This is a genomic window from Sporosarcina sp. Y838 (assembly GCF_056786515.1).
The window spans coordinates 1-16,529 of record NZ_JBXCJD010000023.1 but is presented as its reverse complement, the minus strand read 5'-3'; the positions used below and the strand labels follow the sequence as shown (position 1 = coordinate 16,529).

Annotated in this window: 16 protein-coding genes, 3 tRNA genes and 1 riboswitch; of the genes, 5 read left to right on the top strand and 14 right to left on the bottom strand. The window is 41.5% G+C overall.

Annotated elements, in window-relative coordinates; translation table 11 throughout:
• Positions 1 to 59: 59 nt before the first annotated feature.
• The gene (metK, locus tag AC1TO4_RS17615) at positions 60 to 1,256 is read right to left on the bottom strand and encodes a methionine adenosyltransferase (protein WP_482106353.1); all 1,197 of its coding nucleotides are present in this window, start codon (positions 1,254 to 1,256) and stop codon (positions 60 to 62) included.
• A 191-nt stretch (positions 1,257 to 1,447) separates the two neighbouring features.
• A riboswitch (SAM riboswitch) is annotated at positions 1,448 to 1,566 on the bottom strand.
• A gap of 187 nt (positions 1,567 to 1,753) precedes the next feature.
• Between metK and pckA the strand changes: the two genes are divergently transcribed.
• Positions 1,754 to 3,340, top strand: coding sequence for a phosphoenolpyruvate carboxykinase (ATP) (gene pckA / locus AC1TO4_RS17610; protein WP_482106352.1), 1,587 nt, complete (start codon positions 1,754 to 1,756; stop codon positions 3,338 to 3,340).
• A 123-nt stretch (positions 3,341 to 3,463) separates the two neighbouring features.
• Here pckA and AC1TO4_RS17605 read toward each other — a convergent pair whose 3' ends face one another.
• From AC1TO4_RS17605 to AC1TO4_RS17585, 5 genes are all read right to left on the bottom strand, one after another.
• A complete protein-coding gene (locus AC1TO4_RS17605) occupies positions 3,464 to 4,249 on the bottom strand; it encodes an alpha/beta hydrolase family protein (protein WP_482106351.1) in 786 nt (261 codons plus the stop codon).
• On the bottom strand, positions 4,239 to 4,700 hold the full coding sequence (locus AC1TO4_RS17600; RefSeq protein ID WP_482106350.1) for an NUDIX domain-containing protein: 462 nt from the start codon (positions 4,698 to 4,700) through the stop codon (positions 4,239 to 4,241). Before AC1TO4_RS17600 ends, AC1TO4_RS17605 begins: the two co-directional genes overlap by 11 nt.
• Positions 4,701 to 4,746: 46 nt before the next feature.
• Entirely contained in the window at positions 4,747 to 5,055 is a 309-nt protein-coding gene (locus AC1TO4_RS17595) for a transposase (protein WP_482100083.1), read from the bottom strand.
• An 87-nt stretch (positions 5,056 to 5,142) separates the two neighbouring features.
• The gene (locus AC1TO4_RS17590) at positions 5,143 to 5,325 is read right to left on the bottom strand and encodes a putative motility protein (protein WP_482106349.1); all 183 of its coding nucleotides are present in this window, start codon (positions 5,323 to 5,325) and stop codon (positions 5,143 to 5,145) included.
• A 62-nt stretch (positions 5,326 to 5,387) separates the two neighbouring features.
• A complete protein-coding gene (locus tag AC1TO4_RS17585) occupies positions 5,388 to 5,837 on the bottom strand; it encodes a Dps family protein (protein WP_482106348.1) in 450 nt (149 codons plus the stop codon).
• A gap of 98 nt (positions 5,838 to 5,935) precedes the next feature.
• Here AC1TO4_RS17585 and yidD point away from each other — a divergent pair, with 98 nt between their 5' ends.
• Positions 5,936 to 6,172: a membrane protein insertion efficiency factor YidD gene (yidD, locus tag AC1TO4_RS17580; protein ID WP_482106347.1), complete on the top strand. Its 237-nt coding sequence runs from the start codon at positions 5,936 to 5,938 to the stop codon at positions 6,170 to 6,172.
• A 151-nt stretch (positions 6,173 to 6,323) separates the two neighbouring features.
• Positions 6,324 to 7,280: a metal ABC transporter solute-binding protein, Zn/Mn family gene (locus AC1TO4_RS17575; protein ID WP_482106346.1), complete on the top strand. Its 957-nt coding sequence runs from the start codon at positions 6,324 to 6,326 to the stop codon at positions 7,278 to 7,280.
• A 372-nt stretch (positions 7,281 to 7,652) separates the two neighbouring features.
• On the opposite strand, the gene AC1TO4_RS17570 is transcribed toward AC1TO4_RS17575, so the two are convergent.
• From AC1TO4_RS17570 to AC1TO4_RS17550, 5 genes are read right to left on the bottom strand one after another with little or no spacing between them, the layout of a single operon-like run.
• A complete protein-coding gene (locus AC1TO4_RS17570) occupies positions 7,653 to 9,110 on the bottom strand; it encodes an o-succinylbenzoate--CoA ligase (protein ID WP_482106345.1) in 1,458 nt (485 codons plus the stop codon).
• Positions 9,111 to 9,163: 53 nt separating this feature from the next.
• Positions 9,164 to 9,982: a 1,4-dihydroxy-2-naphthoyl-CoA synthase gene (gene menB, locus AC1TO4_RS17565; protein ID WP_482106344.1), complete on the bottom strand. Its 819-nt coding sequence runs from the start codon at positions 9,980 to 9,982 to the stop codon at positions 9,164 to 9,166.
• On the bottom strand, positions 9,979 to 10,824 hold the full coding sequence (menH, locus tag AC1TO4_RS17560; protein ID WP_482106343.1) for a 2-succinyl-6-hydroxy-2,4-cyclohexadiene-1-carboxylate synthase: 846 nt from the start codon (positions 10,822 to 10,824) through the stop codon (positions 9,979 to 9,981). The genes menB and menH overlap by 4 nt, the downstream gene beginning before the upstream one ends.
• A complete protein-coding gene (gene menD / locus AC1TO4_RS17555) occupies positions 10,817 to 12,529 on the bottom strand; it encodes a 2-succinyl-5-enolpyruvyl-6-hydroxy-3-cyclohexene-1-carboxylic-acid synthase (RefSeq protein WP_482106342.1) in 1,713 nt (570 codons plus the stop codon). Before menD ends, menH begins: the two co-directional genes overlap by 8 nt.
• Positions 12,522 to 13,907 (bottom strand): isochorismate synthase, encoded by a 1,386-nt coding sequence (locus AC1TO4_RS17550; RefSeq protein ID WP_482106341.1) that lies wholly within the window; start codon positions 13,905 to 13,907, stop codon positions 12,522 to 12,524. The genes menD and AC1TO4_RS17550 overlap by 8 nt, the downstream gene beginning before the upstream one ends.
• Positions 13,908 to 14,115: 208 nt before the next feature.
• Here AC1TO4_RS17550 and AC1TO4_RS17545 point away from each other — a divergent pair, with 208 nt between their 5' ends.
• Both AC1TO4_RS17545 and AC1TO4_RS17540 read left to right on the top strand, forming a co-directional pair.
• The gene (locus AC1TO4_RS17545; RefSeq protein WP_482106340.1) at positions 14,116 to 15,030 is read left to right on the top strand and encodes a 1,4-dihydroxy-2-naphthoate polyprenyltransferase; all 915 of its coding nucleotides are present in this window, start codon (positions 14,116 to 14,118) and stop codon (positions 15,028 to 15,030) included.
• 178 nt (positions 15,031 to 15,208) lie between these two features.
• On the top strand, positions 15,209 to 15,949 hold the full coding sequence (locus AC1TO4_RS17540) for a TraR/DksA C4-type zinc finger protein (RefSeq protein ID WP_482106339.1): 741 nt from the start codon (positions 15,209 to 15,211) through the stop codon (positions 15,947 to 15,949).
• A gap of 308 nt (positions 15,950 to 16,257) precedes the next feature.
• On the opposite strand, the gene AC1TO4_RS17535 is transcribed toward AC1TO4_RS17540, so the two are convergent.
• From AC1TO4_RS17535 to AC1TO4_RS17525, 3 genes are all read right to left on the bottom strand, one after another.
• Positions 16,258 to 16,329, bottom strand: a tRNA-Glu gene (locus AC1TO4_RS17535).
• An 8-nt stretch (positions 16,330 to 16,337) separates the two neighbouring features.
• A tRNA-Ser gene (locus AC1TO4_RS17530) sits at positions 16,338 to 16,428 on the bottom strand.
• A 7-nt stretch (positions 16,429 to 16,435) separates the two neighbouring features.
• Positions 16,436 to 16,510 (bottom strand) — tRNA-Asn (locus AC1TO4_RS17525).
• Between the last annotated feature and the right edge of the window lie 19 nt (positions 16,511 to 16,529).

Below are 16,529 nucleotides of genomic sequence, written 5' to 3'. Positions count from 1 at the left end.
CACATGATAAAAAATGCCGGAAGCTAAGGAGGAGTCCTTGCTTCCGGCATTTTCAATAATTATTTCCCTGTTAGTTCTTTCAAAGCTCCAGCTTTATCCGTTTGTTCCCATGGCAGATCAACATCCGTGCGGCCGAAGTGACCATACGCTGCCGTCTGCTTGTAGATAGGACGACGGAGATTAAGCATTTTAATAATACCTGCTGGACGAAGGTCAAAGAGTTCACGTGTCAGTTCCACGAGTTTACTCTCCTCAACGGTACCTGTTCCGAATGTATCAATCGAAATCGATACAGGTTGAGCTACACCGATTGCATAAGCCAACTGGACTTCACAGCGGTCTGCAAGTTCTGCTGCAACGATGTTTTTTGCAACATAACGAGCCGCGTATGAAGCTGAGCGGTCCACTTTTGTAGGATCTTTCCCCGAAAATGCCCCACCGCCATGACGTGCATAACCACCATACGTATCAACAATGATTTTACGACCAGTCAGACCCGCATCTCCTTGAGGTCCACCTATTACAAATCGGCCAGTCGGATTGATGTAGTACTTTGTTTCTTCATCAATTAAATTAGTTGGTACAACTGGATTAATAACGAATTCCTTAATATCACTTTGAATCTGCTCAAGTGTCACTTCAGGATGATGTTGTGCTGAAATAACAATCGTATCAATTCTGACGGGTATATTATTTTCATCATACTCTACAGTCACTTGCGTTTTCCCATCCGGTCTTAGGTACGAAAGTGTTTCATCTTTACGTACTTGTGCAAGTTTAAAGGATAGTTTATGGGCTAAGCTGATTGGTAATGGCATCAGTTCTGGTGTCTCATTACAAGCATAACCAAACATCAAACCTTGGTCGCCTGCTCCAATATCTTCAAGTTCGTCATCTGTCATTAATCCTTCACGCGCTTCAAGTGCTTGGTCAACACCCGCAGCAATATCGGCTGATTGTTCATCGATCGCAGTGAGAACTGCAGACGTTTCCCAATCAAATCCGTATTTCGCTCGAACGTAACCAATGCCTTTAACAGTTTCGCGCACAACTTTTGGAATATCGACATATGTAGTCGTCGTGATTTCACCTGCTACGAGTACCAGTCCTGTAGTGATTGTCGTTTCACATGCTACGCGTGCATTTGGATCTTCCTCCAAAATAGCATCAAGGATAGCATCTGAAATTTGGTCGCACATTTTGTCTGGATGTCCTTCAGTTACCGATTCTGAAGTAAACAGTCGGCGGTTAGTCATGTCTTTTCCTCCTTATATCCTACGAGATTGATACGGTACTCATATGTCCCATGTAGAGTCCTCCCGGATTCAGGAAAGACTACAAGCCACTGCGAGCTCTATACACGAGGATAAAGGGCTAAACAAATTAAAAAGCCCTTCGCTCACGTACTAATACATGAGGAAAGGCATGATTTTAAAAGCACCTTTCACTCTTATCATACAAGGACTGTGCCTTGCTACAGGTTTGGCACCTTTGCGCAGACAAATAAGTCATTGCAGGTTGCCGGGTTTCATTGGGCCTGACCCCTCCACCAGCTCGGGATAAGAGTATCCGTTCAACTATATATGCTACGAAAAAACTTGTTCCCTGTCAAATTTCTTTGCCGATTTTACAACTAATTGCTTGAGATTTTGATTAATATAGATTATTATTCTTAATGTGTTATACTATTTAAGAAATGTGATGACATGACACCCAATTATATGGGACTATGAGTAAAGGACGGTACATAATTATGATTACAGCAAAGATTAGCGACGATCTAAATAACCTTCTTTCCGGTGAAAATATAAAAATTCAACTTTCAGTACCACAACTTGTTGAAAAAGCGATATCACGTGGAGAAGCTCAACTGACTTCCGATGGAGCAGTCACGGCTCAAACAGGGAAGTATACAGGTCGTTCCCCTAAAGATAAATATATTGTCGAGGAAGCGTCCTCCAAAGACAAAATCGATTGGGGCAGCGTAAACCGTCCGATTTCATCTGATGTATTTGACTCATTATATAATAAAATGCTTACACACTTAAAAGTTAAAGACGAACTGTTCGTCTTCAAAGGATTCGCTGGTGCAGATCCAGCTTCACGTCTATCCATTCAAGTCGTGAATGAATTTGCTTGGCATAACCTATTCGTCCATCAATTGTTTATTCGCCCGACTGAAGTAGAGCTCTCGAAACACGAAGCGCAATTTACTATCATTTCAGCTCCTTCTTTTAAAGCGGATCCTGCAGTTGACGGTACGAATTCCGAGACGTTCATTATTGTGTCTATGGAAAAACGCATCGTTCTCATTGGTGGTACTGAATATGCTGGTGAAATGAAAAAAGCAATCTTCTCTGTCATGAACTACTTCCTACCTGAGAATGGCATCATGCCGATGCACTGTTCTGCGAACGTCGGCGAAGAAGGCGATGTCGCTTTGTTCTTCGGTCTTTCAGGAACAGGTAAAACAACACTTTCAGCTGACGCGAACCGCAAATTAATCGGCGACGATGAACACGGTTGGTCTGACACTGGTGTCTTTAACATCGAAGGTGGTTGCTACGCGAAATGTATCAATTTATCTCAAGAAAAAGAACCTGAAATTTTCGGTGCAATTCGTTTCGGATCAGTTCTTGAAAACGTTGTTATCGATCCAGTAACAAACATTCCTAATTACGATGATGGATCTTTGACTGAAAATACACGTGCAGCATATCCAATTCAAGCAATCGATAACATCGTTGACCCTTCAGTTGCAGGTCATCCAAAAACAATTATTTTCTTGACTGCTGACGCTTTCGGCGTACTGCCCCCTATTTCCAAATTAACGAAAGAGCAAGCAATGTACCACTTCCTAAGTGGTTTTACTTCGAAACTTGCTGGAACTGAACGTGGTATCACCTCACCAGAAGCAACATTCTCGACATGCTTCGGATCACCTTTCCTACCGCTTCCAGCGACAGTATATGCTGAAATGCTTGGGAAAAAAATTGATGAACATGACGCGCAAGTATTCCTAGTGAATACAGGTTGGACTGGCGGCGTATATGGTGTTGGTAAGCGTATGGATCTTAAGTATACACGCGCAATGGTTCGTGCAGCACTTGCTGGTAAACTAAATAATGTTGAAACAGAAATGAATAGTATTTTTGGTCTTGCAATGCCTACAGAGATTGAAGGCGTTCCGACAGAAGTATTGAACCCACGCAATGCATGGTCTGATGGAAATGCTTACGATCTTAAAGCAAAAGAACTAGCATCTATGTTCCGTGAAAACTTTAAGAAATTCGGTTCGATTTCAGAAGAGATTACGTATAAAGGCGGACCAATCGCATAAGAAGATTGCTCTTAGTCTATATCCGATAGACTAGGAATGGCGTAAAGACAATCAGATATAAACAGGGTAGCACATTTATTGTGCTACCCTGTTTTTTTATCATTATAATCAGTAATGATCTACTCACTGTCTCTTCATCCAACTCGTCAAATCTCTAACAAGCTGTGCATTCATGCCCGGTGGAATGAAATGCGTGTATTCTGGGAAGTACCATGTCTCGTATACTTTATTATGTTCACGCAATGCGTTCTCCAATAACACAGCCTGTTGGAATGAGACGTTCTCATCAATCATGCCATGAATGATAAGAACAGGTGCAGTAATTTCATCTACGCGAAACAGCGCTGTCCTTTTTCTGTATTCATCAGGCACGCTGTTCGGCGTTCCACCGATAACTCGCTTCATCATCCGCCGCATGTCTTTCCGTTCTTTGTATGTAAAAATGACATCGGAAACACCCGACCACGTAACAACCGAAGTAATATCATCACGCAAAATAGCGGTCCACAGAGCCATAATGCCGCCTCGTGAAAACGCGAATAAGTGAATCCTCTCGACGTTTGTCATAGGATTTTGTTTCAGCACGTCTACAGCATTCAACGCATCCTGACGATCGGCACCTGCGAATTCATCCCGACCTTCCCCTCCACGGTTCCCACGGTAGTAAGGAGCGAATACAACGAACCCTTGCGCAGCAAACTGGGCAATTCGAGCTGGACGAACCATTCCTATATGTTGCATACCGCCTCTTAAATAAAGGATACCTTCATAGGTTCCATGCGTAAGCGGTTGCGCCATAAGCCCTTTCACTCTCAGCCCATCCGAAAAATAAGTGATTTCTTCAAGATAAACGTTTGGGTTTGGCGAAGGATAGGCTTTCCGATGAATAATAGTGCCATCATAACTCACGTGCTTCCACCCACTTTCTTAAAGCTTCCATTCCCGTACCTTTCATATGAAAACTTAACTCATCACACGCGTCCAGTTCCTCACTTGTCATCCATGTAGCGCCATTCGTTTCGTAAAGTGTTGGATTTTCATCAATTTCTACAACGCTTCCCGTGAATACAGCTTTACAAAATGTGATATTGCTTCGAACGACATATTCCGCAAAATTTTGCACATCCGTAATTCTAACTCCGGTTTCTTCAATCGTTTCACGAATGGCCGCTTCTTCGATTGATTCCCCTTCTTCTGCTTTGCCACCTGGAAACTCGACACCACGCTCCAAATGACGAGTTAGAAGCCACTTTTCTTTATATTTCAATACAACAAGAACATGCCGAGCAGGCATACTAAATCGATTCTTTTCAAATGACAGCTCGACACGGCCACCGTTTACATCATTAAATGTCAGCATTAAAATCCCGTCCTTTCGTTCATTTTAACGAAGGACAGGATGAGTATCAACGAAAATAAGGAAGTTCTTCGATGAATCGCTTCGATGGCTCATCGGTGAACTCATGGATAAGTGCATAAATCCTCATCGTACGTTGATCGACCTTTTCATTATTCCGGCCATAATAATACGGTAAAAACGGTAGATGCGACCTAATAAAGTTCCGAATTTCAAGTTCATCTATCTGTGAAAATAAACGATTGAATACGGGAATATGTTCTTCTGTGATTTTAACTTCATACTCCCACGGTGAATCATCTGGGTGATGATATATTTGCTGATGTACAACTGAAACGTACATATTGTATTTTTCCATGCCAACCCATCCTTTTTTCTTTTTAGCATGGCTTAAAATGAACAAAAGCATGCATTCCCTTTACGGGAATACATGCTTTTTCGCAAATCAAGTTTGAACGTCGACCGAAGCACCTTTATGAGGATGCGTTGCAGCAGACTGATCAGCTAAACTTTTCAGCATTTCTGTTGCAGCTGCCGTATTCATTGAATGTGTGTTTTTTAGAACACTCAACCGGACAGTCGATTGCAAACTTTTCAATTGACTAGCCATGATGGAACTCATATTCATTTACACCACTCTCCTCACTAGTATACTATCGGCATAAAGCTGATTATTTTAATGCAAATTAATTACTTGTTATCTTCCCCAAGGAACGCATTTAGCATCCACTGGTGTTTCTCAATGCTCTGATAAGTTGCATTCAGTAAATCTTCCGTCATGTCATCGCCATCTTTTGCAGCTAATTCCATACCTTTTTTCAACGATTTCATAATTTTACCAAAATCATCGACGACGTTCTTGACCATATCGTCTTCTTTTTCTCTTCCTGTAGCTTCTTTCACCACAGACATTTCAAGATGTTCTTTTAAAGAAGCTACCGGATTTCCACCCAGCGTCAACACACGTTCAGCGATTTCGTCCATATGAAGCGTAGCCTCATTATAAAGTTCTTCAAATTTGGCATGCAATGTGAAAAAATGAGGCCCTTTTATGTACCAATGGTAATTATGAAGTTTTGCATACATCACCGACCATGTTGATACTTGCACGTTCAATTCTTCAATAAGTTCTTTTGACATATTAATCTCTCCCTTTGTTATTATATAGTTCGTCCTTCTTTATATTTACCACTAAAGCCACTACAATAAACATATAGGTACGAATAGGGAGAAATGAAATGAAAAAAATTGTAATAGGCATTATCAAAATCTATCAAAAAGTTATCTCGCCTTTAACTCCCCCGTCTTGCCGTTTCTATCCAACTTGCTCCCATTATGGAATTGAAGCAGTGGAAAAGCATGGTGCATTAAAGGGTTCTTGGTTGGCGGTTCGAAGAATATCAAAATGTCATCCATTTCATGAAGGTGGATTTGATCCAGTTCCTGAGAAAGACTCAAAAAAAAATAATTCCTAGGACAAGACAGGTAGGCAAAACTGCCGAACTGTCTTTTTTTGATGATAATAAAACCACTTATTTAGTTGCCAAAATAGAAAAGCTCTTGTATGATAAAAAAGTCAGTTCTCTAAATCGGAATGATTACTATTAAATAAATGGAGGTTTTTGCATGAACCGGAAACTGCTAATCATCTTTTCTTTACTCACAATTATAGTACTTTCTGGATGTGGTAATAAGGTGAAGAACACAGAGAATAGTGAATCTGAAAAACTAACAATTTATACTACGGTTTATCCACTACAATACTTTGCTGAACGCATTGGTACTGATCACGTAGAGGTTAAGTCTGTCTATCCCGCTGGAACGGACGAGCACACTTTTGAACCCACACAAAAAGATATGATGTCACTTGCAGAAGCGGATTTATTTTTCTATATCGGTATGGGACTTGAAGGATTTGTCGAAAATGCTGAAAAAACGTTAATAAATGAAAATGTCAAAATGATTGCAACAGCAGAAGCAATAACCGAAGAGTCGCTAGAGGAAGCACATGGCCATGATGCAGAACAGGATGAACACGAAGTGCATAATCATGGCAGCATTGATCCGCACGTATGGATTTCGCCAAAACTAAGTATTGAACTTGCATCTTCTATTAAAGACGCATTAATTGTATCAAAGCCTGAAATGGAAATTGAATTTGAAGAGAACTATGAACAATTGAAACTAGAACTTGATGAACTCGATGATAAATTTAAAGAAATGGCTCTGAATGCACCTTCGAAGACATTCTTTGTTTCTCATGCTTCTTTTGGTTATATTGCAAATTCATACGGCCTTGAACAAATTGCAATTGCGGGATTGAATTCGCAAAGCGAACCTTCACAAAAACAATTAACTAAAATTGTTAAAGCAGCGAAGGAGCAGAATGTTCAGTATGTATTATTTGAGCAGAATGTTTCTTCAAAATTGACTGATGTCCTAAGAAATGAAATTGGAGCAGAGTCACTCATGCTTCATAATCTAGGCGTATTAACCGTCGATGATATAAAAAATAATGAAACCTATTTCACTTTGATGAATAAAAATATTGAGACGCTTGAGAAAGCGTTAAATACGAAGTAAATGCGAAAAGGCTATCATGTAATCCAGATTAAATCCGGGTTGCTTGATAGCCTATTTTGTTGCTAAATATGTTGAAATAAAGAATCCTACTAACCGTTGATTTCCGTTCCGAGCGGACGCTTTCCGCGGGCACGGCTTCAATCTCCTCGTCACTACGTTCCTGCGGGGCTTTTTGCCAAGGAAGAGTGATTTTCTCTTCCTACGCGCTTTTCCCGCTGGAGTCGCCGCTCTACACTCCAATCAACTGGAAAGTAGAAAGAATCATAAGTTCAACCTATATAGAAAGTTTAAAACTTAGACTTGTGAATAACCTGCTAGAGGCGGCACTCCTAGTGCGGGTGCAGGCTTTGCCTACTTGAGACGACTCCTTATTCAGTATCCATCCAACTCTTTCAATTTACGACGCATTAGCTTATTAGACCCATTACGCGGGAGCTTTTCGACAAAATGGAACGCCTTCGGTACTTTATAGCGAGCCAATCGCTCTTCGCAAAATAATGTTAACTCTTCAGCCGTTACTGTTCCTGAAACGACAACAAATGCAATGGGGACACTTCCCCACTCTGAATGTTCTTTAGCACAAACGCCTGCCTCACGGATACTTGGATGCGCAACTAACACATTTTCAATTTCAGCCGGATAGACATTTTCGCCACCTGAAATGATTAAATCGGATCTTCTGTCAACGATATATAAATAGCCTTCATCATCCAAGTAGCCGATATCGCCTGTCGGGAACCATCCATCCTCCAAAGGATCTACCCCTCCGAAACGACCGATGTATCCTGGTGTGACGTGGGATCCACGTATTAGAACTTCACCTTTTTCTAATGGTGTTTCAGTATTTTTGATTTTGATTTGATTTAAAAACAAAGGTTTGCCGGCAGAACCCATCTTACGGATGGCATCGTTTGCCGCCAAAGTTGTTGTTTGAGAACTTGTTTCCGTTAAGCCATATGTTTGAAGAACTGGAACTCCAAGGGCTTTTGCTCGATTCAAATAATCGATTGGAAGAGGTCCACCTCCGGCTAGCATTGCTTTGAATATAGGATGAGCAACCTTATTCCTCTCTTCCATTTCACGCAAAACTTTATCAAGCATAAGTGATACGACGGACATATATGTGACTAACCCATTCTCTACTGCACTGGCAGATTTAACTGCATCGAACTTCTCCTGCAATACGACTTCCATTCCATAAAGAACAGAACGGACTAGAATCGAAAAGCCACTAATATGGAAAAGTGGCATAGCACATAGCCACGCATCCCGTTCGTTAAGCCCCAGATTAAGGACGGATGAAAGTGCACTCGAAACGTGATTCCCAGCGGTTTGACGGACACCTTTCGGAAATCCTGTCGTACCCGATGTATACATAATTGTAATGGTTCTGTCGGTTTTCCAACTATCCTGAATAATAAATGGCCTTTCAGGGCTCGCGTAAATTGCAGAAAAGTATAACTTCTGTACTGGCATGTCAGCAACCATGCCATGTAAATCATCCGCTACAATTAGCGTGGTAGCACTTGAGTCGTCGAATTGATACTCAATCTCCTTTTTCGTCAACCGGCTATTCAACATGACAATTTCTAATCCCAATAGCATACAGGCATGAATGACAAATACCATTTCAGCATTGGAAGCCCCAAGTAGTGCAATTCGATCCCCGTCATTTAAACCATTGTCTTTCATTTTCTGCGCAAGAGTCATTGCACGATTTTTTAATTGTATAAATGTCCACTTATCATCCTTAAATGAAAAAGCTGTTTTATCGGGCGTTAAATATGCCCGCTGTATTAACCAATTTGGAATCATCCAATCACCATCCATTCAGAAAAAGCCACCCGATTAAAGGCAGCTCTTTAAGTATTCATGCAGTTTTATTAAGGGAATCTAGGAAACTGTCCGAATTCCGGTTTACGTTTTTCTTTGAACGCATCGCGGCCTTCTTTCGCCTCATCCGTTGTGTAATAAAGAAGTGTTGCATCACCAGCTAATTGTTGAAGTCCAGCAAGTCCGTCCGTATCTGCGTTCATTGCTGCTTTTACGAAACGAAGTGCAGTTGGGCTCATGCCAAGCATCTCTTCACACCACTGGACAGTCTCGTCTTCCAATTGTTCATAAGGAACCACAGTGTTAACTAACCCCATGTCGAGTGCTTCCTGTGCGTTGTATTGACGGCATAAGAACCAGATTTCACGCGCTTTCTTATGACCGACGATTCGTGCCAAGTATCCTGAACCGTAACCTGCGTCGAATGAACCGACTTTCGGTCCTGTTTGTCCGAAAACTGCATTTTCTGCAGCAATCGTCAAATCACAGACAACATGCAGAACGTGTCCGCCGCCGATTGCATATCCTGCAACCATTGCCACAACCGGTTTTGGAATAACCCGGATTAGGCGCTGCAAGTCCAGAACGTTAAGACGCGGTATTTCATCTTCACCGACATAGCCGCCGTGACCACGAACTGATTGGTCTCCGCCTGAACAGAATGCTTTCTCGCCTTCCCCTGTTAATACGATGACTCCAATGCTCTGGTCGTCCCGTGCGCGTGAAAATGCGTCGATTAACTCTGATACCGTTTTAGGTCGGAATGCATTGCGCACTTCCGGACGGTTGATTGTTACTTTTGCAATCCCGCCATACTGTTCGTATTTGATGTCTTCGTATGTACGTATCGTTTCCCATTGACGTGTCATAGTGACCCTCCTCGATTTTTCAACTCTGAAACATGCTGCTCTACCATTGTAGCAAATGTACCCGGTTTTTCCACATGAATTGCATGCCCAACGTGTTTTATCGTTTCATGGCGGACATTGTGAAATTTAACATGCATTTCCCGGGAAATATTTACGAACTTAGTGTCGAGTTCTCCCGTTATTAGCAAAACAGGCAGATTGATCGTCTCAAGACATTCCCAATAAGACTGTTGGCTGCCTGTGCCAATGCCGAGTAGGCTGTTGGCTAGTCCATTACCCCTTTGACCTAGCCGCTCATTTCTGATTTCTATCTGTTTTTCTTTAGGTAAACTTTTCTGTGTTGCAAATAACTGAACGTTTTCCCAAAAGTCGACGAATGAAGGTAACCCATCTTTCAATATTCTTTCTGCCAAACGTTTATCCGCTGCTTTTCTTTCATTTCTTTCATTTTCTGTCTTTAAACCTGGAGAAGAGCTTTCTAGAATTAATGATGAAATCCGATCCGGATAATTAATTGTATAAGCCAGAGCGATACGCCCACCCATGGAATAACCAATCAATATGAAATGTTTGAGTGATAAAGCAGTAAATAATTCCTCGAGATCGGCTAATTGCTGTTCCATCGTGTATCTGTTTACATCATCTGGAATACTCGATTTCCCGTGTCCAGTCAAATCGACAGCTATTGTTCGGTATTTACCTTTGAATAATTCAACTATTTCACGCCATGAAGCAGTGCTACCTGTGAATCCATGTAGTAGAACGACAGAGGGTAACTGTTCTTCACCCGAAATTTCTACATTTATATCTATGCCCCGAATGCGAATCGTCTTGTTACTCATCCTGCTCAATCCTATCGGTAATTTGTTTCCATAGGTCACGGTGTGCAACGACGTTTGCCTGTCGATTTGTAAATACTTCTATGATGCGCACTGGTTTATTTTTCACTTTAGCTAACTCTATCCCAAACTCTTCTGGGGTTGTTATCGCTGCATACTGAGCGTCATACATAGCTGCTATGTGACCAAACGTTAACCCTGTAGGTGTACCAAATAATTCTTCAAAATGACGGCCTGCTTCAGCTTGTGGAAGGTATGAGAATATACCACCACCGTCATTATTGATAATTACAATAGTCAAGTCAACCTCATGAAAACGAGTTACAATAAGCCCATTGACGTCATGCAAGAACGACAGATCGCCTATTAATAGCCACGCCGGTCTCTTTCTATTGGTGTGGACACCGAAAGCTGTCGAGACAACGCCATCAATTCCGTTCGTCCCACGGTTGGCAAAAATCGCTATATCTTTGGTCGTTTTCCTAAAAAACGTATCAACATCACGGATTGGCATACTGCTACCAGTAATTAAGTCGCTGCCGGAGGGAAGATGCTCAAAAAGCAACTTTGCAAAAATCCCTTCATCTCCGTCAACTCCCGTGTATTCATCGGTGATTGCAGATGCAGCATCATTCGCTAGTGTCCACGACTCCGAAAAAGATGTCTTTTGTTTTTCGACCAATATTCTTAATACCGTTTCAGGTGAAGCCTGGATATGATGGGTAACAATACCAAGTGAATCTCGGAATTCCGGTGATTCATCAACCGTGATAACGTTCGCTGGTCGCATTGCTTTCAAATATAGTGAAAGTGGTTTCGAAACCGGTTGTGTACCGAATCGAATCACAGTATCAGGTACAGATTTCCCTTTGAATAACTCGCTCTTTAATATTGCATCATAATGATCAATACATAGTGAACGGCATTGCTCTGGTATTTCCGTACGAAGATTTGATATCGGATCGCACAATACCGGCCATTCCAGCGCTTTTGCAAAGCTCCAGAAAAGCTCTTTATTTAATCCTACTGGCATTTCCCCAGCAATAATTATTCCCTTTTCTGAACGAGCAAGCAACAAGGTAATCTGTTGAATCGTTTCTAGATCCAGACTATCTACACTTTGAATCCTTTTCTGGAAAGTCATTTTGGGTATCTCACGATCAAAATCAATGAGTAGCGGTTCACGGAACGGAACATTTAAATGGACCGGTCCGCGTGGAGCTGTAGTTGCTACCGATAATGCCCGACTTATATGTCTGTCGATAAAGTCATCAATGTCTGTATTTTTTTCTGCAAGTGGGAAGTCTACACTATGTTTCACATGCTTACCGTACATTCGTATTTGATCGATTGCCTGTGGTGCTCCAACTTCTCTTAGTTCGTGTGGGCGATCCGCAGTAATAACAATTAGTGGGATTCGCGCATAGTACGCTTCTGTTATCGCAGGATGATAGTTGGACGCCGCTGTACCTGATGTACATAGGAGAACGACAGGATCAGAAGAGGCCTTTGCCATTCCAAGTGCAAAATAGGCTGCTGAGCGTTCGTCTACTTGCATATACACATCAAGCTCATCTGTTGAGGCAAATGCATATGCGAGTGGTGTCGAACGAGAGCCTGGACTAATGACTACAGTTTTCACACCGGCCATCATCAAAGCACTTGTCATTCGTCGAACATAATCAGTCAAAACTATTCGGTTATCCATTCAATTTACCCCCAAGTGCACGTATGACCGGTCTGAATTTCACCCATGTTTCGTCGTATTCCTTATCAGGTTCAGAATCCGCCACAATACCGCCCCCCGCATACAAATATGCACTATCCCCATCGAGTAGTGCAGAGCGGATAGCCACAGCAAATTCACCATTTCCTGCTGTATCCGTCCAGCCGATTGGTGCTGCATAATATCCTCGATCCATGTTTTCCTCAGTGCGAATCAGTTCCATCGATTTTTCTGTCGGAACACCGCCAAGTGCCGGAGTTGGATGGAGCGCCTGAACCATGCTAAAAATATCAGTCCCACGTTCAACTTTCCCCTCAACTGGTGTTAACAGATGTTGTATATCACGAACTTTCATTAATTTCGGTACTTTTGAAACTTTGACATCTGTACAAAAAGTTTCAAATACTTGTGAAATCATATTTACAACGTATTGATGCTCTTCCCTATTTTTACGATCTTCAAGAAGTTGATCACCAAGTTTCCGGTCTTCAGCCGCTGATTTACCACGTTTGATAGACCCTGCTACACATGCAGAGTACGCCCGTCCGTTTGATATTTCTATAAGCCTCTCTGGAGTAGCACCGAAAAATAGTTGACCTTCTTTTTGCAAACCGAAGTGGTAACTTTCTTGTTGTTCGTTCGTAATATGGTGAAGTGCCGTGACAGCAGGTACTTTATCTTTAAAGTTTAATTTTATCGCTCTTGCAATTACAACCTTCTCCGCTTCACCATTATTAATTCGTTCTGTAATATCAACTAACGTTTCCATATAATGATTTTTCGCTAGCTCCTCAATAGATACAACTTCTGGCTTGGTATGAAGAGCGAATTCTTCCACTTGTGCAATATGGATAAGACGATCCCTTTCCTCGCGCAACTTTTCAAACTGCTCCGCAGCATCATTGCTTTTCGTAACTAGGTTTATGGAGATGGCAGTCTTGCCATTTGTAATTGATAGCTGGAAAGCAGGCACAACAAAATGAGCAGATGGAAATGCATCCCACTCTGTTCCCTTATTACTTTTAGGATCAAATGAGAAACCTCCGAAAAGAACAGGCTCCCGATCATTTTCTTCCTTTATAAGCGCCGCACACAAGTTTTTCCAGCTTTCTGAAATAACCTCAAAACGATTCTCCGTTTCTTCACTGGTCAATACTGTAGCATGTCCAATTCCAACAAGTGTTAATGTTTTATCTGCATTTTGCCAATAAAACCGTTCATCTTTATAACATGAATCCCCTGCCTCAAAAAATGCAAGTGGTGATATTCGATCCGCATCAACAGTTTCTGTGAAAAAGCGCAATTCATGCTGACTAACTTTTAATTTAGATTCGCGGGTAGTGGTCAACTTCCGATTCATTATTTTCCCTCCGCACATTCATACGTCAAATTTTGAGCTTATTCCTTTATTCTATTATACCGAATCTGTAGCGTTTCGGCACATAATATGCAGTCTCTCTGTTCACTCCACCAATTATGGAGTACAATGGATGAGGTCATTATGAACCTCCTACGACTGAAATCATGGGTGTTCTTGGCTTAATCACAAATGTAGGGAGAGAATCATAATGCAACAGAAAATAGAAGCGGATTCAGGTTGGCGAATTTGGTGGCAGCTAACCCGACCTCATACACTCACTGCAGCTTTTGCACCAGTTTTCCTCGGTACAATGATTGCGTTGACATATGGGGACATTCATTTTCCTCTATTTTTCGCTATGCTTATTGCAAGTATATTCATTCAAATGGCGACAAATATGTTCAATGAATACTATGATTTCAAAAGAGGTCTCGATACAGAACAATCCATAGGTATCGGAGGTACAATTGTCCGGAATGGCGTTAAACCGAAAACGGTGTTGAACCTTGCCTTTATGCTTTACGGAATCTCCATTCTTATAGGAGTATACATATGCATGGAAACGTCGTGGATGCTTGCAATGGTCGGTGGCATATCCATGATAATTGGTTATTTTTATACAGGCGGTCCATATCCAATCGCATACACGCCTTTTGGGGAACTCTTTTCCGGAGTTGTCATGGGAATGCTACTTATCCTCATTGCATTCTATATTCAGACAGGAACGATCACGACAGAAGCAGTACTTCTATCCATACCAAGTATGTTGCTTGTCGCGGGTATTATGATGGCAAACAATATACGTGATTTGGAAGGAGATAAGGAAGGCGGACGGAAGACGCTTGCGATTCTAGTTGGCCGTTCTAATGCAATTACCATCCTAATGCTATTTTTCATCGTATCTTATGGTTGGGTTGTGGCACTGATTCTCTTTGGACATCTCACTCCATGGGCGTTAATCGTATTCTTAAGTCTAAAAAAACCGGCATCTGCAATCGCCGTATTCCGAAATAGCCACCTACCCATACATGTGAACCCTGCCATGAAAAACACTGCAATCACAAACACGCTGTTTGGATTACTATTAGGCATTGGAATCTTCATTGGACATCTTCTTTTTTAATATTTAATCAAAAAAAGTCTGAACCATCACTCTGATGGCTCGGACTTTTTTTGTTCGAATGTTTAAAAAGGACTTCAAGAAGGAAAGTAAAAAGAATAGACAACAATCCATTCCATGCTCATTAAGCAAGTTATTAATGAGCATACTGATACTATTACTGAAAAGGACGTGGCAAAACATGTTAGATGCGAAACAAACAGAGACATTAAAAAAAGAGTTACATGAAATGATGGATCATTTAACCAAAACAGAAAAAGAAACGGATATTAAAGATAGTCCGTTAGAAGAAGTCGGAGAACTTTCTATGTATGACAATCATCCTGCTGACATGGGTACTGAACTGTTTGAGAGAGAGAAAGACGTAGCACTGAACGTGCATGCAGGCTCTGAGCTTAATAAAGTAGAAAACGCCTTACAAGCAATGGAGGATGGTTCTTATGGAAAATGCGAAGTATGTCAAACGGATATACCATTTGAGCGGCTTGAGGCAGTTCCTTATACCACTCTTTGCATTGAACATGCGACAGAGCAAGAAGTACCTCTAGACAGACCCGTAGAAGAAGATACTCTTACCATGGCCAACCCTAACTCATTCGCCGATCGAAAGTTGGGAACAACTCGGGAAAGTGAAGATAGCTTTCAGGAAATTGCAAAATCCGGTACATCTGAAACCCCTTCAGATTTTAGTGGGGATCACGCCAGCTACAATACACTATACGACAACGAGATTTCAGACGGGGCAGCTGAAGAAATTGAAGAATTCATTGGCACCGATATAAATGGTCAATCAAGGGGTTTTGTACGATCTGATGCTTCTGACAAATACGAAGATGAATTGGATAATGAAGGTATTGAATCCCCACTTGGTGACATTCCATATCATGAAAGCGATGGTTATGTTGACGGCAAAAGAAAATGAATTAATTTGTTAATTGAGTCAATTGGTATAGGTTTTTAATTTACGGTGCTAGATACAATGGAAGTAGATTCCATTGTATCTATTAGCAATTGTTGAGTACAAAACCAAGTCAAAAAAGTATATTCAGGTTTACAATACACAAGATAATTAAGCAAATGTACCGATTCATAGTAGTAGGAAAAGACTTGTCCCCACAAGCAGTAAACGGCGAGTCCAGACATGAAATCCAATCATTAAAATTATCTTTCTAAACAATAAAAAAGCAGTAATGCAAGTTTAATAAAAAACTTGTATTACTGCTTTTATTATGACCCCTACGGGATTCGAACCCGTGATACCGCCGTGAAAGGGCGGTGTCTTAACCGCTTGACCAAGGGGCCAAATTATATGGCGGAGAAGGAGGGATTCGAACCCTCGCACCGCTTTCGCGATCTATACCCTTAGCAGGGGCACCTCTTGAGCCGCTTGAGTACTTCCCCATATAAATGGCTCCGCAGGTAGGACTCGAACCTACGACCGATCGGTTAACAGCCGATTGCTCTACCACTGAGCTACTGCGGAATGGTGGGCCTAAGTGGAC